Annotated in this window: 27 protein-coding genes and 6 tRNA genes; 18 read left to right on the forward strand and 15 right to left on the reverse strand. The window is 43.2% G+C overall.

Annotated features, from left to right (window positions below; genetic code table 11):
- The coding region (locus ABTQ23_RS13015; RefSeq protein WP_498038935.1) for an ABC transporter permease at nt 1–457 on the forward strand (457 nt) is incomplete at its 5' end.
- An 83-nt stretch (nt 458–540) separates the two neighbouring features.
- On the opposite strand, the gene ABTQ23_RS13020 is transcribed toward ABTQ23_RS13015, so the two are convergent.
- The 4 genes from ABTQ23_RS13020 to ABTQ23_RS13035 all read right to left on the reverse strand — a co-directional run bounded on the left by ABTQ23_RS13020 (nt 541) and on the right by ABTQ23_RS13035 (nt 3,558).
- A complete protein-coding gene (locus ABTQ23_RS13020) occupies nt 541–963 on the reverse strand; it encodes a hypothetical protein (RefSeq protein WP_408616175.1) in 423 nt (140 codons plus the stop codon).
- Nucleotides 932–1,252, reverse strand: coding sequence for a DUF7677 family protein (locus tag ABTQ23_RS13025; protein WP_408616176.1), 321 nt, complete (start codon nt 1,250–1,252; stop codon nt 932–934). Before ABTQ23_RS13025 ends, ABTQ23_RS13020 begins: the two co-directional genes overlap by 32 nt.
- A 57-nt stretch (nt 1,253–1,309) precedes the next feature.
- Nucleotides 1,310–1,630, reverse strand: coding sequence for a hypothetical protein (locus tag ABTQ23_RS13030; protein WP_408616177.1), 321 nt, complete (start codon nt 1,628–1,630; stop codon nt 1,310–1,312).
- 317 nt (nt 1,631–1,947) lie between these two features.
- Nucleotides 1,948–3,558, reverse strand: coding sequence for a methyl-accepting chemotaxis protein (locus ABTQ23_RS13035; RefSeq protein ID WP_408616178.1), 1,611 nt, complete (start codon nt 3,556–3,558; stop codon nt 1,948–1,950).
- A gap of 448 nt (nt 3,559–4,006) precedes the next feature.
- On the opposite strand from ABTQ23_RS13035, the gene ABTQ23_RS13040 reads away from it, so the two are divergent.
- The 6 genes from ABTQ23_RS13040 to ABTQ23_RS13065 all read left to right on the forward strand — a co-directional run bounded on the left by ABTQ23_RS13040 (nt 4,007) and on the right by ABTQ23_RS13065 (nt 7,293).
- Nucleotides 4,007–4,258, forward strand: coding sequence for a hypothetical protein (locus ABTQ23_RS13040; RefSeq protein WP_408616179.1), 252 nt, complete (start codon nt 4,007–4,009; stop codon nt 4,256–4,258).
- On the forward strand, nt 4,255–4,704 hold the full coding sequence (locus tag ABTQ23_RS13045) for a hypothetical protein (protein ID WP_408616180.1): 450 nt from the start codon (nt 4,255–4,257) through the stop codon (nt 4,702–4,704). Before ABTQ23_RS13040 ends, ABTQ23_RS13045 begins: the two co-directional genes overlap by 4 nt.
- Before the next feature lie 26 nt (nt 4,705–4,730).
- Nucleotides 4,731–5,072, forward strand: a complete 342-nt coding sequence (locus ABTQ23_RS13050) for a hypothetical protein (RefSeq protein WP_408616181.1) — start codon at nt 4,731–4,733, stop codon at nt 5,070–5,072.
- 143 nt (nt 5,073–5,215) lie between these two features.
- On the forward strand, nt 5,216–5,863 hold the full coding sequence (locus ABTQ23_RS13055; RefSeq protein WP_408616182.1) for an ATP-binding cassette domain-containing protein: 648 nt from the start codon (nt 5,216–5,218) through the stop codon (nt 5,861–5,863).
- A gap of 37 nt (nt 5,864–5,900) precedes the next feature.
- The gene (gene modA / locus ABTQ23_RS13060; RefSeq protein WP_408616183.1) at nt 5,901–6,629 is read left to right on the forward strand and encodes a molybdate ABC transporter substrate-binding protein; all 729 of its coding nucleotides are present in this window, start codon (nt 5,901–5,903) and stop codon (nt 6,627–6,629) included.
- Nucleotide 6,630: 1 nt separating this feature from the next.
- Nucleotides 6,631–7,293, forward strand: coding sequence for a molybdate ABC transporter permease subunit (locus ABTQ23_RS13065; RefSeq protein ID WP_408616184.1), 663 nt, complete (start codon nt 6,631–6,633; stop codon nt 7,291–7,293).
- Nucleotides 7,294–7,365: 72 nt separating this feature from the next.
- Here the strand turns inward: ABTQ23_RS13065 and ABTQ23_RS13070 are convergent, their stop codons facing one another.
- Nucleotides 7,366–8,025: a class I SAM-dependent DNA methyltransferase gene (locus ABTQ23_RS13070; RefSeq protein ID WP_408616185.1), complete on the reverse strand. Its 660-nt coding sequence runs from the start codon at nt 8,023–8,025 to the stop codon at nt 7,366–7,368.
- 256 nt (nt 8,026–8,281) lie between these two features.
- Here ABTQ23_RS13070 and ABTQ23_RS13075 point away from each other — a divergent pair, with 256 nt between their 5' ends.
- Complete coding sequence (locus ABTQ23_RS13075; RefSeq protein ID WP_408616186.1) at nt 8,282–10,048, forward strand: methyl-accepting chemotaxis protein; 1,767 nt, start codon at nt 8,282–8,284, stop codon at nt 10,046–10,048.
- Nucleotides 10,049–10,260: 212 nt separating this feature from the next.
- Entirely contained in the window at nt 10,261–10,785 is a 525-nt protein-coding gene (locus tag ABTQ23_RS13080; RefSeq protein ID WP_408616187.1) for an SMI1/KNR4 family protein, read from the forward strand.
- A gap of 21 nt (nt 10,786–10,806) precedes the next feature.
- On the opposite strand, the gene ABTQ23_RS13085 is transcribed toward ABTQ23_RS13080, so the two are convergent.
- The 9 genes from ABTQ23_RS13085 to ABTQ23_RS13125 form a co-directional block, all read right to left on the reverse strand.
- On the reverse strand, nt 10,807–11,055 hold the full coding sequence (locus tag ABTQ23_RS13085; RefSeq protein WP_408616188.1) for a UTRA domain-containing protein: 249 nt from the start codon (nt 11,053–11,055) through the stop codon (nt 10,807–10,809).
- Between the two features lie 309 nt (nt 11,056–11,364).
- The gene (locus tag ABTQ23_RS13090; RefSeq protein ID WP_408616189.1) at nt 11,365–12,330 is read right to left on the reverse strand and encodes a transposase; all 966 of its coding nucleotides are present in this window, start codon (nt 12,328–12,330) and stop codon (nt 11,365–11,367) included.
- 897 nt (nt 12,331–13,227) lie between these two features.
- A complete protein-coding gene (locus tag ABTQ23_RS13095) occupies nt 13,228–13,734 on the reverse strand; it encodes a hypothetical protein (protein ID WP_408616190.1) in 507 nt (168 codons plus the stop codon).
- A 3-nt stretch (nt 13,735–13,737) separates the two neighbouring features.
- Nucleotides 13,738–14,784: a hypothetical protein gene (locus tag ABTQ23_RS13100; protein ID WP_408616191.1), complete on the reverse strand. Its 1,047-nt coding sequence runs from the start codon at nt 14,782–14,784 to the stop codon at nt 13,738–13,740.
- A 237-nt stretch (nt 14,785–15,021) separates the two neighbouring features.
- Nucleotides 15,022–15,345, reverse strand: a complete 324-nt coding sequence (locus tag ABTQ23_RS13105) for a hypothetical protein (protein ID WP_408616192.1) — start codon at nt 15,343–15,345, stop codon at nt 15,022–15,024.
- Nucleotides 15,335–15,808, reverse strand: coding sequence for an eCIS core domain-containing protein (locus tag ABTQ23_RS13110; RefSeq protein ID WP_408616193.1), 474 nt, complete (start codon nt 15,806–15,808; stop codon nt 15,335–15,337). Before ABTQ23_RS13110 ends, ABTQ23_RS13105 begins: the two co-directional genes overlap by 11 nt.
- A gap of 442 nt (nt 15,809–16,250) precedes the next feature.
- Nucleotides 16,251–17,387 (reverse strand): 5-methyltetrahydropteroyltriglutamate--homocysteine S-methyltransferase, encoded by a 1,137-nt coding sequence (locus ABTQ23_RS13115; RefSeq protein ID WP_408616194.1) that lies wholly within the window; start codon nt 17,385–17,387, stop codon nt 16,251–16,253.
- A 145-nt stretch (nt 17,388–17,532) separates the two neighbouring features.
- Entirely contained in the window at nt 17,533–18,015 is a 483-nt protein-coding gene (locus ABTQ23_RS13120) for a GNAT family N-acetyltransferase (RefSeq protein WP_408616195.1), read from the reverse strand.
- A gap of 52 nt (nt 18,016–18,067) precedes the next feature.
- Complete coding sequence (locus tag ABTQ23_RS13125) at nt 18,068–18,391, reverse strand: antibiotic biosynthesis monooxygenase family protein (RefSeq protein WP_408616196.1); 324 nt, start codon at nt 18,389–18,391, stop codon at nt 18,068–18,070.
- A gap of 309 nt (nt 18,392–18,700) precedes the next feature.
- Between ABTQ23_RS13125 and ABTQ23_RS13130 the strand changes: the two genes are divergently transcribed.
- From ABTQ23_RS13130 to ABTQ23_RS13155, 6 genes are all read left to right on the forward strand, one after another.
- A tRNA-Met gene (locus tag ABTQ23_RS13130) sits at nt 18,701–18,777 on the forward strand.
- A gap of 33 nt (nt 18,778–18,810) precedes the next feature.
- Nucleotides 18,811–18,895: transfer RNA gene (locus tag ABTQ23_RS13135), tRNA-Leu, on the forward strand.
- A gap of 14 nt (nt 18,896–18,909) precedes the next feature.
- A tRNA-Gln gene (locus ABTQ23_RS13140) sits at nt 18,910–18,984 on the forward strand.
- Between the two features lie 34 nt (nt 18,985–19,018).
- Nucleotides 19,019–19,093, forward strand: a tRNA-Gln gene (locus ABTQ23_RS13145).
- Nucleotides 19,094–19,097: 4 nt separating this feature from the next.
- A tRNA-Met gene (locus tag ABTQ23_RS13150) sits at nt 19,098–19,174 on the forward strand.
- A 107-nt stretch (nt 19,175–19,281) separates the two neighbouring features.
- Nucleotides 19,282–19,356 (forward strand) — tRNA-Gln (locus ABTQ23_RS13155).
- A gap of 123 nt (nt 19,357–19,479) precedes the next feature.
- Here ABTQ23_RS13155 and ABTQ23_RS13160 read toward each other — a convergent pair.
- On the reverse strand, nt 19,480–20,637 hold the full coding sequence (locus ABTQ23_RS13160; RefSeq protein WP_408616197.1) for an FAD-dependent monooxygenase: 1,158 nt from the start codon (nt 20,635–20,637) through the stop codon (nt 19,480–19,482).
- 510 nt (nt 20,638–21,147) lie between these two features.
- Here ABTQ23_RS13160 and miaB point away from each other — a divergent pair.
- The 3 genes from miaB to ybeY all read left to right on the forward strand — a co-directional run bounded on the left by miaB (nt 21,148) and on the right by ybeY (nt 24,148).
- Nucleotides 21,148–22,578 carry a tRNA (N6-isopentenyl adenosine(37)-C2)-methylthiotransferase MiaB gene (miaB, locus tag ABTQ23_RS13165; RefSeq protein ID WP_408616198.1) on the forward strand — a complete coding sequence of 477 codons (1,431 nt, stop codon included), beginning with the start codon at nt 21,148–21,150 and terminating at the stop codon, nt 22,576–22,578.
- Between the two features lie 76 nt (nt 22,579–22,654).
- Nucleotides 22,655–23,674, forward strand: a complete 1,020-nt coding sequence (locus ABTQ23_RS13170) for a PhoH family protein (protein ID WP_408616199.1) — start codon at nt 22,655–22,657, stop codon at nt 23,672–23,674.
- Nucleotides 23,675–24,148, forward strand: a complete 474-nt coding sequence (ybeY, locus tag ABTQ23_RS13175) for an rRNA maturation RNase YbeY (RefSeq protein WP_408616200.1) — start codon at nt 23,675–23,677, stop codon at nt 24,146–24,148.

Below are 24,148 nucleotides of genomic sequence, written 5' to 3' on the forward strand. Positions count from 1 at the left end.
TTGTGATTTTTGGCGAAACCATTATAACAGCCCCATTTGCTGCTTGCTTTTTATACCGCAAAGATCAACACGCTCTAATAAAATCATCATCTACTGTTATATTTTATCATCTCTTTTTTGCGTCATCGCAGCACTCATTATGATGTCAAAATACAATTCAGCTAAAGCTTCGTATGCCGGATCATTCTTATTGGTCACCATTTTGGCGTCGGTACTTGGCGGCATCAATCCAGACGGCGGTTTTGGCAAAACCATCGGCATTCTACTGGCTCTCATCCTGCTTCAAGCGATGGAAAGCGGATTTAATATGATAGGAATAAGTAACTTTCTTACCATGGCTTTATGGGGAATGACACTCATCCTATTCATATTCTTAAAAAACCAAGATGATAAATTTACCCGCTATTGGGCGCGAATTGGACTGTCCAAAAAAGGCAGGCATTCTTCACGCCAATAGAGCTAATTTAAGCGCTTCTATCGCCAGAAGATCTCATTATTTAAAAGATAAAAAGCATGCTAGAACAGCGCTGATGAGCCGCGTTACCACCACTTAGGGTAATCTCTCATCGCTTGATAAAGCGCATCTTTAATGCTGGTCTTGGTGAGCAATATCACTTTTACCGAAGGCGAAGCTTTTACCAAAGGTTCAATATCAGGGTTCAGCTCAATGAGAGTAAAATCGCTCGATGCTTTAATGAGCAAGACACAATCACCACTCATGTCGATAAGCTGTGCCACCTCTTGATTCAACAGCTGGGATTCAAAGGCATTCAGCTCACTGTAGCTAACCCAAACATCAGACAATTGACACGTAACATTCTGATTCGCCGTGCAACAATGCACATTTAACTCAAAACAAATTGAACCAAGACGCTCTTCTAGCTCTTTTGGCTCAAGTGAAATCATGCCATCACTAGTTTGAGCATGAATATTAGATTTTATCTTGCATGCTTGGTGGACCATAAAGCTCCATTTCCCAATCTTCTAATGGCGGAACAACTTTATACGAAGAATCACAATAGGATTTTAAATAATCGGTGGCACGCCTTTGGGCATGGGTAAAATTTAAAACCTGACCGTCTTCATCGACTTCTAACACATTGGTAAAAATGGCGTAGACGCGCTCAATCGCACTCGGTTCTGAGCCATAAAGTTCAAGATAATTAACGCCCTTGAGCATATAATGGGTTCCACTTGCCATAAAGTACGCAAATGTCCTTAGCGCCCCACTTACATCATGACTTAACTTCATCTGTTTTACCTTTCACTTAACGCTGGTTATCCAAGACACGCATTTTTTTGCTAACAATTAATAGCTATTTACGACCCCAAAAGTAATTGCAGGGCTTACCCAATCATCGCTATCAAAATTGAGTAATTCAACATGGATTTGCAAGTTTGGGAACTCCCGATGCAATTTGCTTGACCACATCTCAACTAACAGTTGGCCGATATATTCAAGCTGAATTCTTGAAGGCTTTGCGTCACTACCTTGTAGAAACATGTCGCTAATATGGCGATGATTCAGCAAACTTTGTACCGCATATAAGTCATGATTACTGCGCTCAAACCAGCTTTGAAAACTATCACTACTGTAACCATCAGCTAAAAAAAACGCCGCCGTGCTCACAGATGAACCTTGGCCACAAAATACTGGCGACACCAATCATCAGCTCAGGTGTTAATTGAATAGCCGTCCAGTCAACTATTGAAAAAGAGTCACTATTATCGCGTTGCCATTGGGCTAATTCGGGAATCAGTTCGATATCTTTCAAATTGTGTCTAACTGTTGAGTGATGGGCAAATGATACATTATTGAGTGAGTCATTAAATAGCTATTTTCTATAACACTAAGTGAGTCAAAAGCCACAAAATAAAGCGGGATATTGCCGATTTTCAGACAATACCCAACCTTCATTGAAAGGCACCGCTTAAGATTGCGGGCCGTTAAACTCTATATTGCGCCAACATCTGCTCTAACTCATTAGATTGGATACGCAATGACTCGCTGTTATGCGCAATCTGTTTGAGCTGTTCACCAACATCTTGCAGGCTTTGCAAAGCACTTGAAACATTCTGACTCATTGTTTGAGTCACCGTTGCTTGCTCAGCTGTTGCACTAGCAATACCGTTATTACGATCATTAAGTTGTTCGATATTGGCTAAAATTGCCGAAAATTGCTCCCCTGCCTGGCTAACGGCGGCATGGCTTGTCGCACCAACTTCAATACTCTGTTCACTACCATCAACAGCGTTGGCCGCCTGTTTATGTAACTGTTCGATGAGCGTTTCGATATCACCCGTTGCCTTTTGCGTTCTTCCTGCAAGGACGCGCACTTCATCAGCAACAACAGCAAAGCCGCGTCCTTGCTCGCCAGCTCGAGCCGCTTCAATTGCGGCATTTAATGCCAGCAAATTAGTCTGTTCAGAGATGCTACGAATCGTTGTCACCATTTCACCAATCGAGCGAACCCCTGCACTAACCGCCTCGACTGATTCACTCCCTTGATGCAACTGAGTGTCCAACTGATTAATACTGCTAATGGCATTGGTAATTAATTGCTGGCCTCGTTCACTTTCTTCGCGGGTCTGGTTTGATTGATGTGAAGTCTCTTCAGTTGTAACGTGGACTTGCTCAACACTTGCCACCAACTCTTCCATGGCACTGCCAAGCTGTTCAACCTCGTTAAGCAGATGGTCCACATTGGCATTGGTTTGCTCAAGGCTCTTATCAATCTGTGAAGCACTATATTCAACGCTCTGACTCATCTGAATTTGCTTTTGGATTGATTGGCCAAGTAGTTTTTGAGAATCTTGCAAATAGCCAGATAACTGCGCAAATTCATCACTACCAGAAAGCTTTGATTGAAACTGAAAATCACCTTGAGAGAAACGTTCAATCCCCTCTCTTAACAGCTGAATTCGCCGTTTAATATGGCCCGCTAAAAGCCAGATCAAGGTACCAATCACCAGCACACAAATCACTAACCCAATGGTTATCTCCACGGTAAGTTTATGTGATAGCTGCCCGGCAAGTTCCAAATATGATCCGCCAATTAAAACTGGTTTATCTTTGCCAAGTGGATATAAATAGGAGGCCTTGGTCAGCAGTTTTGTTTCACCTGGTCGCGTGTATTTATAACTGACCAATTTAGGTTGATTTGACTCACTCGCCTGACGCACCGCCTGAGCAAGAGTACCACCAGAGATAAGGTGAATCGTGCCAAGGCCATTCACTTCTTTGGCGGGATTAGCCGGATATACTAAAACTTTGACACCATCACTGCCCATTAAAAAGAAATAGCCGCTGTTATTTTCACCCCATCGAGCGTTATCCAACGCTTTTCTTAATTGATTGGGATTTTCAGCTGACATTGACAATATTTTTCCGGTGACACTCACCTGGCGAATTAAGTAGCTTTTTTGAAAGCTGTATAATTTCCCAGCAAGTAGATTTACCGCGCTAATACCACCTAAAATAAGCAGCGCAATGAGTATCCCGTTAAATGCCGTAATTAATGCCGTTAACCGAAATCGCTGAAATAAATACGCGACCATAACCACTATTCCTCTATATGAATAATCTATGTTGTAATTTTTAGCTTTAAGCTAATAATTAATCGACTCTATTGGCCAATTTTTGATAAGTTAAAGAGCATACTAGGTTATGTGTTATATGTCACACTTAGGAAACCAAGATGTTAACAAGCATTCATAATAAATAGCTCAAAAAACAATTAATCCATTGATTTATAAAAACATTAGATGATTTTATTGCCTCTTGGCAGGGCTTTATTTATCGCCAATATGTTATTTTTAAATTTTGAGAATATTAAATATACACAGTTTGATTCATTACCTATTTAATAACTGAATCTTATAAGAAATAGGAAGTGAATTATGTTTCGTGTTCGCTTAACCTCATTAAACTTAGCCGCGATCAGTTGTGCTTTTGGCCAAATATCTTTAGGGTGTGGCTATTCACTCATGAGGCAATATAGCACCGATGAATTCAATTACACTGATTCGAAAGTTATCTGAGCGTGGTGCTGAACAGTTGTTTAGTGTGCTGGGTTGGATAAATCCAATTCCGCAAACAGGTGAGCAGGTGGTTAATAAATTAACCATCGCCAAGCAGCGCCTGCAATATGATATCGACCGACAAGGTAGCACTGATTGCCAGCACTCAGAGATTGCGGTCATTGATCAACTCCTTGAGGAAATCACCTCAATAATTGCCAAGTCAATTCAACCATGATGCAAACTTACCAGCAAATCAGCCAATTTCTAATGACTCACGAAGGAATTGAGGGCTTACTAACTATCGATAAGCGTCCTCGCCCGATGTCTAACCAATCAGCGATGAGCTGCGCTGATACGTATATTCAAAGTTTTGGATTTATGCCACTGAATCATCAATGGAAAACTCTCGATACTCAGCAAGCAAAGTCTTTATTAACCAGCCTGCTTTATCAAAGTCTTGCATATCAAATTCAGATGATGCCGTTTAAAACAGCACAACACATCGCCAACATGTTTATCGCACTGTTCGATAATAAATCGGCGACGTACCTGACAAATGGGCAAATTTTAGAAAATGGCAGAGTGGCTTGGAATGCCATCACCCATTCGACCATGGATTTAGCACTCGTTATTATTGACCCAATCGATATTGGTATAATCTGCTTTGAAGATGAAGACTAACCCATTGCCTTGGATGAGCAAACAATATGAGTGATATCATCAATATTTTAAAAGAATTAGAAGTATTGTATCGCAAGCTTGATGTAGTCAGTGCGCCGCAACCAGACACAACCAAACGCATGCTCGCTTATTTAATCGCGCAAAATGATGCCGAAATCAAACGGAAAATGGCCTCTCGTCCTTATAAAGTTGAATTTAACGCTTTATATGGTGCAGTCACACATATCAAAGGGCTAAAAGATATGCGACCAGATGGCATCAGCGAGAATCAATGGTATCAGCTATTAGCGCAGGTTAGCGCAAAATTAACAGAGTTTGAGCAGTCGTTAGATTTAAAAAAAGGATTTATCTGTCGGCATCATCACTAATTGGAGATGTAAAACCTATTTTCTCAACACTCATCTGCCCCTTCATTTTATGACTTCTGATCTTAGCTGCAATTGACAGCTGTTTTAATCCGCGTATAAATAAATCGTTATATAAAAAATAATATAGCGAGTTGTTTATTACGATGATTACAGCCGTACTTGAAAAGCAAGTTGGAGTCACCCATATTAGTGCCAAAATGAGTTTGAATGAACGCTCTATCACCGCACTATCTGGTCATTCTGGCGCTGGTAAAACCAGCATCATGAATATGTTAGCAGGGCTTATCACACCTGATGCTGGCCATATTCATATGCACCAACAGATCTTATTTGATGCCAACCAACAAGTAAACTTACCCCCTGAAAAACGACAGGTCGGGTATATTTTTCAAGATAAACGGCTATTTAACTTCATGTCAGTTAAGCGCAACTTGCTCTTTTCGGGCAAAACAGCTTTAGCCAGCGAACGATTTAATCAGGTGGTTGAACTGTTAGCTCTTGCTCCATTATTAAAACGCTCGCCAACTTCACTCTCTGGCGGCGAAGCGCAGCGCGTTGCAATTGGTCGAGCTTTGTTATCAAAACCCAAATTACTCCTGTTAGATGAGCCCATGTCTTTTTTAGATGCAAAGCGCAAAGTTTTGCTTATGGGATATCTGAAAAAGCTGCCAGAACAATTTGATATGAGTTTGTTATTGGTCAGCCATAACAACGATGAAATCGAACAGCTCGCCGATAAAACCTATCAAATTGAGAATGGCCAGGTCAGTCTGGCTCAAGAATATTCATAACCACATTAGGGATAACCTGATTTATCAAGGAAATGATATGACTTTAAAACGATTAGTACTCATTTTAAGTATATTCACAACGTTTAGCGCAGCTGCGCAATCCATGACAACTCTGCGGCTAACAGCTGGAGCTGGATATCGCCAGCTTGTCATGGATATCGCCCAATATTGTAAAAAAGCAGAACAACTCAATATTGAGGCTTCATTTGGCAATTTTGGACAAATGAAAGCGCAGATTACCACCACCGGGGAAATTGAAGCGGTGATTGCCGCAAAATCATTTTTTATCGGCCATCACGTTCAAGTCGCTCAATATGACAGCATCGGGCGCGGAACATTGGTTCTTGCCTGGCGCAAAGGTGTAGCGCTTCAGCAGCCAGTTGATCTTAACAACAGCGCTTTTAAACGGATAGCCATTCCCAATTTAACCAAGGCGCTCTATGGTCGTGCGGGAAAACAATATTTACAACATCAGCACCTTTATCAAAACATAAAGAACAAGCTGTATGTGACTTCAACAGTTCCGCAGGTCAGCGCTTATCTGGTCACAGGTGAAGTCGATGCAGGTTTTGCAAACCTAACGGACATTCAAAAAGTGCAGGATAAAATAGGCGGGTTTATGCCCTTAACGAGCGGCTATCAACCCATCCAAATTGTTTCGGCCATTTTGCCCGGATTTAGCCAGCAAGAAGCTGTCACTCGTTATCGACATTGCCTATCCTCCGATGGGGTGAATGAAATTATAAAACGCCACGGTTTACGCTGATATGTTCCCCCAACCAGATTTATTATTTCCGCTAATACTCACGGCAAAAACAGCTCTGGTCGCCATTGTCTGCTTAAGCATATTGGGCGTGGCGCTCAGCTATTTGCTGGCGACGCGCCATAATCTGCTCACGGCGACACTCGATTTTATCATTACCCTTCCCCTTGTCTTTCCACCCATTGGGACGGGATTCATTCTCTTAGTGTTATTGGGGAGAAATGGCTTATTCGGTAAACTGGGGCTTCACCCTCACCTGATTTTTACCCCATTGGCGGTCTATTTGGCAGCAGTCGTTGCTGGCTTGCCATTGGTCATAAAGCCGCTCCAATCGGCTATGCAACGCGATCTGTTCAAACTGGCTGAAGCCTCTCGAACGCTTGGCAAAAATGAACTGCAAACCTTTGTGCTCGTCATTATGCCCTCGCTCATTCGCCCATTGAGTGCTGGATTAATGTTAGCAACCGCTCGCTCACTCGGTGAAGTAGGAATAACCTTAATTATCGGTGGCAATCTGGCAGGACGAACCAACACAATCTCGCTCGAAATATACAATGCTGTGCTTGATGCTGACTTTCACAGAGCAAGCATTTTATGCGCGATTCTTGGTGTTCTATCGCTTGGTATTTTTGTGCTACTTAGAAAGCTCAACCACTCCGCGTATTAGCAAGCACAGCCATAGTCAGGAGCAAACTATCAGTGATTCGAGAGTATGCCCCTAACAAGTATGAAAGATATTTTATTGTTTTTGCATCAGATAATAGTTGGCATTTTCATCGCTGGTGTAGGGATAATTAGACATGCAGGTGAGAATTTTAAGCGCGCCTTGTAGCTCAAGTTCATTCATACAGCGGCCAAATCCATAATCATTATCGTAACCGACACGCGCACTGATCATGACCAAACCACCTTTTTTAACCAAGGGGAGAATATTTTTCACCTGAATCGGTTCAACATGGCCTGGTGTAAACACACCACAAGAGATGGCAATATCATAACTCTGCGCAGGTAGCTGCTCTTTAGCAGATGCAAGATCAAGCCCACCAGAAACATTTTTATAATCACCAGTTTGCTGCGCTTTTACGGCCATCTCGTCTGACAAATCAAAACCATCGATATTTTCAAAGCCCTTTTGAGCAAGAGCCGCCCCCACCAGCCCGGTACCACAACCAGAATCAACGATGTGTAATGAGCCAAGCCCATCAGCAAAATCATTTGACTGGCAAAGATATTGGTTAAGCTTTTCGACCATTAACTCCGGTGCCGCGTATTTTTCGCTTTGCAAATCGGCATCATAATGCTCAGCCCACTTGCGATAACAATTCGATAGAACCGTTGTGTCACCGTTGGAACTTAAACTCTCGTGGATTAAACGCAATGCTTCGGTTTCGCTATTCATGTGATTTCCTCCATGTTGAGATTCCTTTTCTATCTTGCGGATATTTCCACCATCATTCAAGTTGGATAAATTTCATACAATCATTATGAGCTAACACTCTTTGCGATGATTTTTTCACCATATGCTAAATTTTCTATGAGGTTTCACGAATATCCGCTCACAAGCCGCTTATGCACCAAAGCAGAGATTCGTGTTTATATTCTGACTTTATGGCTTTATAAATCCATAAAGTGATTATTAGCAATTGAGCATCACTATGAATATTAAACAGAAATTATATCTCTTAGGTGGTATAGCAATACTTGGGGTACTTTCATTAGTATTCGTGACCAGTCAATTTGCCAAGACAACGAATGAGCTTGTGCAAGCCAGCACCTTGGTAGATAAGCTGGAGATCCGACTGTTAAACTTGCGTCGCAATGAAAAAGATTTTTTACTCAGACAAAATGCCAAATATCTGGATACATTTAAAGCCAACAGCGAGCAGTTTCTCTCAATGCAAAGCCAACTTGCGACACTCTTAAAACAGCACAAACTTGGCTCGTCAGATGATCTTAGAAAGGATTTGCTGTTATATCGAGACGCATTTGAGCAATTAGTGGACGCCTATCTCATCCTTGGATTAGACCCTAATAGCGGCTTATGGAAAAACTACAATGCACAGCTGTTACAAGCGACTAAAGGGGCAAATGCCGAGACATTACTGCGCTTAGATAAGCTGGACCAAGCCGTTAAAAATGGCAAATTATCAGACACCTCAGCATTGGGTACTTATCCAAAGCTATTACAGTCAGCGCAACTTATCGCGGCGCAAAAAAATCGCATTGGTCTTGCTTATAACGAAGGTGAACTTGGCGTCACACGGGAGCGATCACATAATGTGGAGGAGCAATTCAAGAACTTTTCCAAAGCGCTCAATAAAGAGATAGCAAGGATGCAACGTGAACTAGGCCTGATTAAACAAGCCGTTACAGTGATTGTGATCCTCGTGATTTTAGGCTTTATCTGGCAGATATCCCGCGGGATTAACAAGCAGGTTCATCAATTACTCACAGTGATGCAAACCATTGCGAACAGCAACAATATTGGGCTGCGAACCCAAGTAAAAGGAAAAGATGAACTGAGCGCGATTAGCACTTATTTTAACCAACTACTCGATAAGTTTGAGCAACTCATTTGTGGCACTCAAAGTAAATCTGCCCAACTCACCCGCAGTACCACCAATATGCATGACGAATTACAGGCCGCAATTGGGCAGTTTCATGTGCAAGCCGAACATACCACGACCATGGCAACGTCGGTGCAGCAAATGGTCGCTACAATTGGTGAAATATCTGAAAGCACCAATATTGCAGTGGATGGCGTGCAACAGGCTGCAAATAACGCTGAAGGTGGCCGCCAAGTGGTGGAAACCACCTCAAGTGGCATTAACCTGCTCTCAAACAAGTTACAATCTAGCCAACAATCAATTGCCTCGCTCAACGAATATGTCGAGAAGATTGGTGGAGCGGTGACAATGATTCAAGATATCGCCGAACAAACCAACCTGTTAGCGCTTAACGCCGCGATTGAGGCGGCGCGCGCAGGTGAACAAGGCCGTGGATTTGCCGTTGTTGCCGACGAAGTTCGCTCTCTGGCAACGAGAACGCGCCAATCAACCGGTGAGATCACCAGTGTTGTCTCAGCCATTCAATCACAAATGGACCGAGTTATCAGCGATATCAAACAATGCACAGCTCAAGGACAGCAAACCCAGCAATCATCACAGCAACTTGATGAACGCTTGCGCAAAATTATTGATGATATGTCCTCTATTCAAAGTAACTCAGAGCGCATTGCATCAGCAATTGAAGAGCAAGGAATTGTAATGGGACAAGTCAGCAATTCAATTACCGAGCTTAACAGCATTTCTGAGAACAACATGCAAACCGCGCAAGCTGTGCTAAGCGAAGTGGGTTCAGTATCAGAGCAGGCCAATCAGATGGATAAAGCAGTGTCGCAATTTCAAACCAGACAATCATAGCTGATCTTCATTTACGAGCGTATTACATCAGATACAAATAGGCATTGGCGGTATAGCGAATGCCTATCGTGCTATTGCTATTTACTTTCTTACTATTTATAACACCCTAATTCATTTACAATTAATCTAATAAATGCCCCAATGCACAGATTCACCAAGAATAACGGCATTAACAGTGATGACTTCAATAATTAAAAAATAGTTGAGAGACCATGACATTTGAGCAAGCAATTGAACAATTAAAGCAATGGATGATTCAAAGCCACGGTTGTGCCATTCACATCGGGGATGACTGTGAGTGTGAGTTTACTCAATTGGAAACCTATAATGATGAGCAGATCGCAGCCACAGAAACCACATTGGGTTGGCATTTTCCGCTTGCGTTAAACGTTTTTCTGAAAGAGATTGGCCACTCTCGTTTATTTTATGATCCTCAATATGGCCTAGGTATTGATATTTTCTCTCTCGAACAGATACAACAAACCTCTGAAGAACTTAAAAATTTAGAGGAAGAGGAACCAATCACAGACCAGTTTTGTATGATCGGGACAGCAAATTCGATGGGCGATTACTTTGGATTTACCATCAATCGTAACACACCGGATAACTTTGCTATCTATTGCCACGAATATCCGGTATTTGAATACGTGAATGTATTAAATGAGCTGAACTCTTGGCGCACATTCGAAGACTGGATCATCCAAATTGTGGCGACTTTAGGTGAAGAAGAGCTATAACTGAGCAGAAGAGAAATAGTGCTACTCTATCCCTCGACGCGCAGTAAAACTAAACCGATACTGGTTAACTCGAAAATAATGAATGGTGTATTCAAATCGCTGACCATCTTCAAGCTCACCTAATGAAATGACTTTTAAAACAGGATGGTTTTGCTCAATAGCAAGCGCCGATGCAACCTCTTCACTCGCTGATTCAGGGATCACTTCCTGATGACTTTTAGCGATTCGATAGCCTTTTTGCTGTTCAATATATTGATACTTTGAGAACAATCAAATTAACGATAAATATCGTTATGACAAAGATAACTCAAATTTTCAGAACTCAGTAACCCGGCCACCCACCTTATTAACCCAGTTAAATAGGCAATCTCATCACATTAGCTTTCGCAGACATTTAAGCTATGTTTGTTATTCGGTTAATGAACGCGCTAATTTCATTTAAGAAACAATCAAATTAACGATAAATATCGTTATGATAGAGATATCTCAAATTTTGAACACATCACCTCTGTGGTTTGAACCTAATTAATTTCAAACCTTGTGATGATTAATACTGGCTAAAGAGACTATTTAGGGAATTTACTGATGATGGAAATGGTTACGCAATTGCCGCTGACGACGATGGGATACGCTGTATCGTTTTAACGACTCATCCTCGCCTATTACCGACAGAGCACGACCATCAAAGGCAGTGACACGATCAATCCAATCCTGTGAATTAAGACCAAGCCTTCGCAAAATAGGTTGCAATGAGAGATCAAGCGAACCGCGTTTATCTGGACGAATCACTCGGCCTGTATAATCAACCAATTCGAGGTAGTGGGTGAATTTAAATGGCAGTCCATCTGGCATATTATTAGTGGGATTGCCAATAAATGGGTAAAGCTGGCGTGGCTGATGATTTTGATGCGCTGCATCAGCGCGTTTTTTGATACTGGTATACTCGCTACTTTCTGGTGTTTGGCTCATTTTGGCTCGAACGGGGTTCAAATCAACATAAGCCATACATGCTGCTAGAGCGGCTTCATCTAACAATGCTTGGGATTTAAATCGCCCTTCCCAAAATCGACCTGTACAGTGGTCTTCCTCATTGGCTCTTCGCGCAATTGACTCATTTAACTCTTTCATAAACCAGCTGATATTCTGCAATCGTTGCCGATAAGTTTCAGCTGTTTTAACTGCTAATTTTTGCATAAATTCAGAAAGATGCTCATCACAAACATATCTTTGAGTCGCGAACGTACCTTGATGCAGCCGATGCCACCGTTCGATAACTTCAAGCGGTGTCAATTTCTGAGCAATTTGGGGATTAATATGAAAAACAATGTGAACATGATTGCTCATGATGGCATAAGCACAGATATCAATGGCAAAGATATCTGCCAGCTGCAGTAGCCGTTCTTCAATCCAGCCACGACGATGTTCATAATTTTGCCCGGTTGCAGCGTCAACCCCACACAAAAAGGCCTTTCGTACACAGCGGGAAACACAATGATAATACGGTGTATCGCGTACACTAATTTGTTGACTTCTAGGCTTTGCCATCGCTCCGCCATTTCATCGAAAACCTTAACCAATATATTAATAATTTTATCATTAAAGTAAACCAGTTTTCATCATTCCGCGTCATTACTGGATTTATAGGGTGCGTGGCCTGTTATTTTGTTTATAATTTTATTATTAAAGTAAGCCGATTTTCATCCATTCCCCGTTATTGCTGGCTTTATTGGGTGCGTGGCCTGTTATTTTTTCTTAATCACCATATTAATAATATTATCATTAAAGTAAGCCGGTTTTCATCAATCCTGCGTTATCACTGGCTTTATAAGATGTGTGGCCTGTTATTATTATTGCCTGTTATTTTCATTGTTATTACTGGCTTTATAGGGTGCGTGACCTGTAATTTATTGCCCGGTTACAGCGTCAACCCCACACAAAAAGGCCTTTCGTACACAGCGGGAAACACAATGATAATATAGTGTATCAGTTACACTAATTTGTTGACTTCTAGGCTTTGCCATCGCCCCGCCATTTCATCGCAAACCTTAACTACTATATTAATAATTTTATCATTAAAGTAAACCTGTTTTCATCAATTCCGCGTTATTACTGGCTTTATAGGGTGCATGGCCTGTTATTTTGCACTAATTTGTTGACTTCTAGGCTTTGCCATCGACCCGCCATTTCATCTCAAACCTTAATCACTATGTTGATAATATTATTATTAAAGTAAACTAGTTTTCCTCAATTCCGCGTTATTACTGGCTTTATAGGGTGTGTGGCTTGTTATTTTCGACTACCATATTAATAATTTTATCATTAAAGTAAACCAGTTTTCCTCAATTCCGCGTTATTACTGGCTTTATAAGGTGTGTGGCCTGTTATTTGTTTGAACCTTCATCAGTCCCGCATCATTACTGGCTTTATAGGATGCGTGGCCTGTCATTTTTGATCAAGTACACATTCAATGCTTTGCACCCCCCTCAGGCAAGGCGTGACCAGAGCTGCGGACGGCTCTTCCGGGGGAGGTGCTTCGGCGTGCAGAATCCCAATTACGGATACTAGCTTACCGTTGAAAAGTAGCACCTCTTCATTCGAACGCAAAGCCGCGGCCGACCAGCTCGGTTCAAGCATCACGATCTGGCCGTCAGATAGAGCAATACCAACATAGCCGCTATACTCTGTTTTCGACTGTTGCTTGTACCTGATGTCGATCTGTCGGTACGTGCCGATGACCGTGACCTTGAGACCGTTATGCGGCGCAATGTCCTTCTGAGATAGCACACGGGGTAGATATTGCTTTTCGACAGACGGACTCGGCACCGCACCCGAGATGGGTAAAGGCGTCCCCGACCGCTTAGGCATCATTGAAGTGCACCGTGCAACTAATGCCTTAATAATTTTTTTCCACCTAAGGATCAAAATTTTGATTTTTCCGTACCACCACATATTTTATCGTTTTTTCACCGGCACGGTCATTGGAGCCTGCCCATGTTGTTTCCCAGCTTTGTGTTGATCGTGAAAGGTCTGATCCGCTTTAGTTGCGGGGCCGTACATCTGGAAATCCCATTTATCGTTCTTTTCAATCGCTACGCCCGTTGCAAAGTTTTCAAGTGTTACCCGGTCACCACCACTTACCATTACCACTCCAGCCCAGTGGAAGTTCCATGTCGTCTTACCTGGGTATTTTGCTCCACCGCTAGCCATTGTGTAGCCTTCACCGATGCTTGGTTCAGCATAACGATTAATACCGGCCTTCTGATCAAAAGCATCTTTCTCGTCAGGACTAAGTAAATCGTAGCTAGCTTTACCGCCTAGGCTTTGGTAAATTTCAGTGCTCATATTCCTCGGGTCGCTTGCGCTTGTTTTTCGCTCCTTGCTCCTTCCGATGAATTTACTAAAGCCGGTACGATCTTTGTTATAAACTCCAGTCATTTTCCTACCATTTCCGCCAGTGCCCTTGCCGACTCCCATTATATCTCGACCGGATCGGCCGCAATCCGCCCACAGGGTCATTTTAGTCCCCTTTGTCTTGGTCGCCACGTTTTCGGGAACCACCTGCACCAGAGTCTTTGCGCCCGTCCCGTCGGGCGCGGGTCCGTTGATTTGGTCCCCGCCAGCCGACAACCGCATCACTGATTTCTTTCCTTTGAGCACATTATTAGCTGAGGTTATGAGTGCGGCCGTGGCCCACATATCATGGGAGCCGTAGGAGGAGTCCTGGGCCACGGCGATTTGGCCATCATCGGCAAGGCGCAAATCTTTTGTGGCGTTCCAGTTGTCCACGCTCTGGTTGTTAGTTGGTGTCACCACAGTGTAGCACTGGATGACTTTGGGCCGTACAAAGTCGCCTTGCATTAGAATTTTATGTTGTAAACTTGGTTTTGGTCTATTATTCACAAACCCAAGACCTTGCTTACCATCACTTTTCTTCTGAGCAACAGAATTAGCAACCACCCTACTTTCATTCTCTTTCGGTTTCTCTACTTGTTCATACATATCTCAAACCTTTTTATTTTTTCTGTGATTGTTATAGGCCGGCTTTCCTTGCCTATAACAACCCGTTCACCGAAGGTGACCTTTATCAGAACTATCTCTTTATCAAATACTGGCTTAATAACACCCATTATTGGTGATATTGAACCGCACCCTTAACATTCTTCCCCAAAAACTCAGCCCCATTCACCGGCAGCATCACCTCATCAATCCCACTTTTTACCCATGGTTCCCAGCGCATCACATACTGTGCAACGCGCTGTACTGACGCGCCATGCTCATAAAGCCGCAAAAGTTTACTGTGATATCTGGCCAGGGTTTGCCAGCTGGGGTTAATGGATGATGTGGGATCAGACGGTAACCAAGGAAATCAAATCCAGTTTCGTTGATGCGCCTGATATAGGTTTTAAACGGGTGTTTGGTCTGTTTCACTTCCCCTAAGCTACGGTTCATTAACCGCCGAAGGAAAGCTTTGGCACCTTTCCGACGCAAACACACCCACTGATAGGCTTTGTTTAGCACCTCATCACTGATGATTTGTGTCATTAGTTGCTCATTCATCATAATCCATCGCCTTCATCTGCATCGCTCTACTTCCCATGCTGTCTGCTTCACTTTCCAGTCTTGGATTGTCATTGACCGCCATGCCAGCAACGGAAGTAGTGGGCTGCACTCGCCCCTGCATTTGCTGTACGACATGGCCAAGTTCATGAGGCAGGTGTTTTTCTTGCCCACTAGCGAGATGAATATTACTGCCCTGGGCATAGGCATGAGCTTGAACAGCGGCAGGTTTAGCAGAATTATAGTGGACGCGCACATGATCAAGGCTGTAGCCAGAAAGCTGCTCCATACCTGATTTTAGTTGATTCGGCAGACCCGTTTGATTGCGCTGAATAATGGCTTTACGCTGTAGTAATTGCGATTGACTGCGGGCATCATTAAAAGCTCGTGATGCGCTTTTTGCTTGGGACACATGCTGCGCATTGGCGCTGGAGGCAGGTTTAGTTTGAGTAATGTATTGCTGCATGATGGCCTCTTGTTGGCATCGATGCCGCTACTGCACTGTTTTCTGTAAAAACAAGCGGATGACTACATTCACTTTGATTCAAAACGGCTTAGATAACACTATTAGATAAGGTTGGCCGTTCTTAATCGACATTTTTTGGCGCTAGATTGTGCGCCTAATTCTTAGTTCTATCACAAGTCTATATAAAAATGGAAGCCTCGATTAGCGCCTGCTGATTAACTATTGATTTAATGGTTAATTTAATTTTTACAAAGCCCTTATATCAAGACCTACAGCAGTTCTTTACTTAGCTAAACAGCGCTTTGATAGATAACGCGCTGTTTATTGGTAGATTTACATATTCAAATAGAATGAATCGATAGGAATCGGTGGCCATCTCCCATAAAAAAAGCCAGCAACATCAGTTGCTGGCCTCTTATTAATCTAACTGAAACTTAACAGCTTATGCGTCTTTCCAAACGTCAGCGACAATATCGTTAATGAGGCGAATTTTATTCCACTGATCATCAACACTAAGCTTGTTGCCTTCTTCTGTTGAAGCAAAGCCACATTGAGGGCTCAGGCACAGGTTATCTAAAGGTACATATTCAGTTGCTTCTTTAATACGCGCTTTAATCAGGTCTTTATCTTCTAACTCTGGGAATTTTGAAGTCACTAAACCTAAGACAATCTGGCTACTTTTGTTATTCCAATGACGAAGCGGTGAAAAATCACCCGCGCGGTCATTATCATATTCTAAGAAATAACCATCATAATGAGTTGAGAACAACTCTTCAGCAACGGGTTCATAACCGCCAGAGAACAACCAAGATGATGCATGGTTACCACGACAAACATGTGTGGTGATAGTCATGTCAGACGGTTTATCACTCAGTGCGCCGTTAATAATTTGGGCACAAATTTTAGCAATTTCACCTGAATCGATACCTTTAGCTTTTAACTCTTCTTGCTTATTCGCATCAGATAAAAATGCCCAGTTGGTATCATCAAACTGCAGGTAACGACAACCCGCAGCATAATAAGCTTTCACCGCATCTTTATAAGTTGCTGCCAAGTCTGCATAGAAGTCAGCCAAATCAGGATAAATTTCTTTTACTTTTGATGAGCCATCGTTTGCCAGCAGTTCCTGACGCAAAATCATCGTTGGGCTTGGAATTGTGGCTTTAGCAGTATGCTGACCATCGGCTTCAGCCACTTTTTTCAGGTAAGCAAAATGCGCTAAAAATGGATGATTTGGATTAAATGATACTTTGCCAACCACTCGGATATTATAAGAAGGCGCCGCTTTACCATGGAATTTCTGGTTATAGCCCTGATCAGGCACAAACCCTTCGATGCCATTTAGGTTTTCGATGAAATCAAGGTGCCAGAAGCCACGGCGAAATTCACCATCGGTAATCACTTTCAGGCCAGCTGCTTTTTGCTGTTCAACCAATTCGTTGATGGCACGGTCTTCAACACGAGTCAGTTCTTCTTTAGAGATGTTCCCTGCTTCAAAATCTCGGCGAGCTTGATGTAGATAATCTGGGCGCAAATAACTGCCGACAACATCGGAGCGAAATGGAGGGCAAATAGCCATGAAAAATTCCTCTTATATTTAAAATCGAATTGCGCCTATCATATTAGATGGCTAGACGGCTGTTAACAGGGATTTAAACTTTTATCTGCATTATGAAAATATTTCATGATAAAACGCTTGAGGCTAATGCCCTGCTCTTGCACAATTATTGGTTGGCAAAGCTAAGTAAATCATCGTCAGTGAGCCGATAGATAACCCATTCATCTTGAGCTTTAGCGCCAATCGAGCGATAAAAATCAATTGCAGGCTGGTTCCAATCCAATACACACCATTCAAAGCGCCCACACTGATTCGCTACTGCAATTTTTGCCACATGTTGAATCAAAGCTTTTCCAACGCCTTGACCACGGCATTGCGGCGAGACATAGAGATCTTCTAAATAGAGGCCGTTTTTACCAAGCCATGTTGAATAGTTATAAAAATACACGGCATAGCCAACTATCTCACCCGCGACTTCACAAACTAACGCATGCGCAGTTGCACCTTTAGAAAATAGGCTCTGTTCAATATCACTGACACTGGCTTTAACATCGCTGGGACGCTTTTCATAATCAGCCAATTGCTGAATTAAACCCAAAATAGTCGCGGCATCGCCAATCACGGCGGGGCGAATCGTTACATCACTCATATTTTCTCCTGCTAAATTAGCTTGCTGTTGCCATCTTTATCAAAGATAAGGCTTATAGGTCTTTGCCATAATCGCGTTCGACTTTGGCTATTCGCGTTTTGAATGCACTGTAGTAACGCTCTACTCCCAATTTTTGCGCCATTTTATGCTCAGAGTGTTCTTTCCACTTCTTTATTGAAGATAAATCGCGCCAGTATGAAACGGTAATGCCAACCTCTTCTCGGGCAGACTCAATACCCAAAAAGCCAGGTTGTTGAGCTGCTAATGCAACCATCTGTTCGGCCATAAGTGAGTAGCCATCATCTTGCTCTTCTCTTAATGAGGTGAAAATAACTACGTAATAAGGCGGTTTCGGTGTTTTTGCTATCAAGCTCACAAACTGGTTTCCTTCTATTGGCGAAATACGTAAAGCAATTGCGCTCTGAGTGGCTGAAAAATCCGTATCGAACGACTGATAAAACCTGATATAGCTTTAAAGGTACAGTTCAACATGCTAATAAGCATAAGGAAAGATCAAGTTGTGCTGAATTTACCACCAAATGAGATCATTAATTCGTCATTTGGTATATAATTCAGCCAAACGGGCTGAATTTGCATTTTTTTGCCAAAAAAGAGGTTGACGCTCGATAGCCAGATCAGCATAATACGCGCCGCAGCAACGGAGAAGTCGCTGCAAAATGTTGTTGGCTATGTAGCTCAGCTGGTTAGAGCACAGCACTCATAATGCTGGGGTCGCAGGTTCAAGTCCCGCCATAGCCACCAAAACTCAGAAGAGTTAAACAACATACTGAAAATGCGGAAGTGGCGGAATTGGTAGACGCGCTAGATTTAGGTTCTAGTATCGTAAGGTGTGAGAGTTCAAGTCTCTCCTTCCGCACCATTTTCAGAGGCTGTAGGGGTATAGCCAAGTGGTAAGGCAACGGGTTTTGATCCCGTCATGCGCTGGTTCGAATCCAGCTACCCCTGCCATACTCCTGGTGTAATATTTAGGGGTTTTTTATACAGGGGTATAGCCAAGTGGTAAGGCAACGGGTTTTGATCCCGTCATGCGCTGGTTCAAATCCAGCTACCCCTGCCAAGCTGGCTATGTAGCTCAGTTGGTTAGAGCACAGCACTCATAATGCTGGGGTCGCAGGTTCAAGTCCCGCCATAGCCACCAATTACGTAGCATAGCTATCTGATAAGATTAAAAAATTTGAAAATCGGTTGACTGGCAAATCGCAAAGATTATAATCTCCGCCAATCGATAACTCGTAAGAGTTTTGTAGGGGTATAGCCAAGTGGTAAGGCAACGGATTCTGATTCCGTCATTCGTTGGTTCGAGTCCAGCTACCCCTGCCACCATTTTTTAGAAAAGCCTGTTTTAGACAGGCTTTTTTATTTCTGCAAATAATCTATTTTTTCCATCAGCACATGAAAGATAAAGCGCGCCACAAATCACGCTTTATCTAGATTGCAGATGAATTAGTTTATCCCTAACGCATAACGCAGCGCCTTGGTTTTAAACACACCGGCATTCTGAGCAAAAATAATCCCTGCCCGGCGAGCCGTTTTAATCAGCGGATGCGGATGAGAAAATCCCTTATAAAATAAATCCATGGCTGACTGCATTAACAAATTATCGGCCTTACGCTGGCGTTGGTATTTAGTAAGCAGCGCTTCAAATGGTTGCGTTAATGGATGAGAGTTAAACACTCGCAGTAATGCTGCAACATCTTTAAAGCCGATATTGACGCCTTGGCCAGCTAGCGGATGAATGGTATGGGCACTATCGCCCGCCAGCACAACTCTGCCTTTAAAATAGTGGTGAACATGGCGGCGAACCAACGCAAAGTTAGCCCAATCCAGCAGTTCAAAATCGCTCTCTAGCGCAGGAAAGGCCGCTTGAATTTGTGTTTTTAACGCACTTGCATTTAAGCGTTGCAACGATTTAATCCGTGCACTTTGGTCGTACCAAATAAGAGTGCCATAATCATCAAATAGCGGTAGCAAGGCGCGCGGGCCAGTGGGATAGAACTCTTGCCAAGTAATTCGCTCTGGCGCTTTGGCAAACTTCACGTTGATGCTTAAACAGCGCTGGCGATAATCCCAGCCGGTAATACCAAGACCCATCTGTTCTCGCACGGCGGAATTAGCGCCATCAGTGCCAACCACCAGCAATGCATTAATTTTCTGCTGTTGATATGCAATCGTCGCATGAGTTTGCTCTTGAGTGAGCTGCCAATCTCGCCACGGCAAAATAGTGACACCAAGCTCTTGGCATCTCTGCCACAGCGCCAACTGAACGATGCGATTTTCAATCATGTAACCTAAATGGTCTTGGCCAACTTCGTGGCTATCAAATTTAAGTTTATCAGTTTGCCCAGCTTCCCAGGTTTGTAGCCCTTTGTATGGCGTTAGGCGCATTTTTTCAATCAACGGCCAAGCGCCAAGTTCACGAAGCAATTGTTCAGAGCCCAAACTAAAAGCTGATAAACGTAAATCTGGATTAGCTTTTGGGTCAAATTCGGTTGGAGTCGATGGGTCTATCATGGCCACTTTGCGCTGCTGCATGGCAAAACCACAGGCTATCGCGGCCCCGACCATTCCGCCGCCAACCACGACGATATCGTATTGTTGCATAATCTCAGGAAAAAATGGTTGATACCCATTAGTTTACTACGACAGGCGCAATTGCCCAACGCCGTCTTTTAAATCAAAACGCTGCAAACGTTACACACTAATACTCACGATAGCGCCGTTAAGATATAATATTGAATCAAACATTTTAAATTTAGGAAGCGATGTTACTTTATCGTTAGAGCTGTTGAGCTTTCAGGATTAATTTTTGTTCAAGTTACATTCGTTTTGAATACGTGCAGTCTGGGTAACTTTTTGAGTTAAACAAGCACAGAACAACAAAATTCAGGACGCGCTTAAATCGCCACAAACGGCAAGCATCTGAGGCTAATTGAGCCTGTGTTAAGCGTTCTTTGCAGAGGGTAATTGCATTGCAAAACGTTTGCACTTGCCTAATTCGACCTGATATTGGTGCAAAAATAATCACAAAAGGTTAACAGCCCCTAGCCAGTGGGACTTGAAAAAAGTAAAATACGCCTCCATTTTCGACCTATAAACAAACTGAGTGAAAGCATGGCCAAAAAACTGCATATAAAAACCTGGGGCTGCCAGATGAACGAATATGATTCATCCAAAATGGCAGAACTGCTGGATGCAACTCACGGCTATGAGCTCACAGAAGATCCCGCGCAAGCGGATGTGCTGTTGCTCAACACCTGTTCCATCCGCGAAAAGGCTCAGGAAAAAGTGTTCCATCAGTTGGGACGTTGGAAGAATTTAAAAGCACACAATCCTGACTTGGTCATTGGTGTAGGTGGTTGTGTTGCTTCTCAAGAAGGTGCAGCCATTCGCGAACGTGCACCATTTGTTGATATCGTCTTTGGGCCACAGACTTTACACCGTCTACCTGAGATGATTAAAAAAATTCGTCAGGAACACGGCTCTGTTGTTGATATTAGCTTCCCTGAAATTGAAAAATTTGACAATTTACCAGAGCCTCGCGCTGAAGGGCCAACTGCATTTGTTTCGGTCATGGAAGGTTGCAACAAATACTGCTCATTTTGTGTTGTCCCCTACACTCGTGGTGAAGAAATTAGCCGACCACTTGACGATGTGCTCTATGAAGTTGCAACACTGGCTGATAAAGGCGTACGTGAAGTAAACCTGCTGGGACAAAATGTGAACGCTTATCGTGGCACCATGCACGATGGCAGCATCTGTAGCTTTGCCGAGCTGCTTCGTTATGTGGCAAGTATCGATGGGATTGATCGCATTCGTTACACCACCAGCCACCCGGTTGAATTTACCGACGACATTGTTGAAGTGTATAAAGATACGCCTGAGCTGGTAAGCTTTTTGCATTTACCTGTACAAAGTGGCTCCGATCGAATTTTGACACTGATGAAGCGGCCTCATACAGCATTGGAATATAAATCAATCATTCGCAAACTGCGTAAAGCCCGTCCGGATATTGAAATTAGTTCTGATTTTATTGTGGGTTTCCCTGGGGAAACCGACGAAGATTTTACCAAGACGATGGAGCTTATCGAACAGGTTAATTTCGATATGAGCTTTAGCTTTATTTATAGCCCTCGTCCTGGCACACCAGCAGCTGATCTGCCGGATGATGTAACTGAAGAGACCAAAAAACAGCGGTTGTATATTCTTCAAGACCGCATTAATCAGCATGCGATGCAATTTAGTCGCCGGATGCTTAATAGCGAACAACGGATTCTGGTTGAAGGCCCATCGAAGAAAAATCCGATGGAACTGCGTGGCCGCACCGAGAACAACCGAGTGGTAAACTTTGAAGGCAGTCCTGAGCTGATTGGTCAATTTGTAGATGTATTGATTACGGATGTGTTTCCTAATTCACTGCGCGGTAAACTGGTACGTGATGAATCGCAAATGGACTTACGTGTGCATACTGCACCAGATGCGATCATCAATAAAAACGTCGCTGAGCAACCCAATGAACTAGGGGTCACCACTTTTACCCCATAACTTAGCAAGAGGTGCCGTTATCAAACGGCATCTCTATTTAAGCGTAGGAGCAATGCCGAAACGGCTTTGATAAACATTGACGAAAAACTTAAAGACTCTTGAATTTAATTTAGAACCAGCCGACAGCAAACGTTTGGCCAGCTTATTCGGCCCGTTTGATGACAACTTACGCCAGATAGAGCGCCGACTGGGCCTTGAAATCACCTATCGCAACGAACACATCACCTTAGTGGGACAACCCACTCACGCTGAAGCGGGCCAATCAATTTTAAAACAGTTGTATGTTGATACCCAGCCAATGAAAGGCCATGGCGTACCGGATCTTGACCCGGAACAGGTTCATTTGGCCATCAAAGAAAGTGGTGTATTAGAGCACGCACACGAAACCAGCTATCACGAAAAACAGACCACGATTAAAACCAAACGCGGCGTGATTAAACCTCGCACCCCAAATCAGGCAGACTACATTGGTCGCATTTTAAATCATGACGTGACCTTTGGGATTGGGCCTGCTGGGACCGGGAAAACATATCTGGCGGTTGCTTGCGCGGTAGATGCGCTAGAGCGCCAAGAAGTGCGACGCATTCTGTTAACGCGCCCGGCTGTTGAAGCTGGCGAAAAATTGGGCTTTCTTCCTGGCGACTTGAGCCAGAAAGTCGACCCATATCTGCGCCCACTTTATGATGCATTATTTGAAATGCTTGGCTTTGAGCGAGTTGAAAAATTAATTGAACGCTCGGTGATTGAAATTGCGCCGCTCGCTTACATGCGTGGACGGACTCTCAATGATGCCTTCATTATTTTAGATGAAAGCCAGAACACCACCACCGAGCAGATGAAAATGTTCTTAACCCGTATTGGCTTTAACTCCAAAGCGGTAATTACTGGTGATATCACCCAGATTGACCTGCCACGGCACCAAAATTCTGGGCTGCGCCATGCCATTCGGGTATTACGTGATGTGGAATCATTAAGTTTCCATTTCTTTAAATCAGCTGATGTCGTGCGTCACCCTGTTGTTGCCGAAATCGTCGAAGCTTATGAAGCCTTTGACCAAGCGCAACGTCGTGACAGTCAGCAACAAGACGACCGTTAAATGAACGCTATTGTAGACAGGCAAGTTGCCTGCGAAGAAAACGGGTATATTCCCGCACAAGAAGAACTCACGCTTTGGGCTAGCCGAGCTTTAAAAGCGTGTAATGCCGAAGGTGAACTGACAGTACGAATTGTTGAACCTGATGAGAGCCAGAGTTTGAATCATCAGTTTCGAGATAAAGACAAACCAACCAATGTGTTGTCGTTTCCGTTCAGTGCACCCATTGGAATTGCCACTGACTTATTAGGCGATTTGGTGGTCTGTAAAGCCATTGTCGAAGCCGAAGCACAAGAGCAGTTAAAACCGCTGTCACATCATTGGGCACATATGGTTGTACACGGTTGTTTGCATCTGCTAGGTTATGATCATATAGAAGATGATGAAGCGCAGCAGATGGAATCGTTAGAAATCGATATTTTAGCCACCCTTGGAATTGCAAATCCCTATGAAGATTTGCTCGATAAGGAATTATAG

The sequence above is a fragment of the Celerinatantimonas sediminis genome, assembly GCF_046054195.1.
Classification (GTDB): Bacteria; Pseudomonadota; Gammaproteobacteria; order Enterobacterales; family Celerinatantimonadaceae; genus Celerinatantimonas.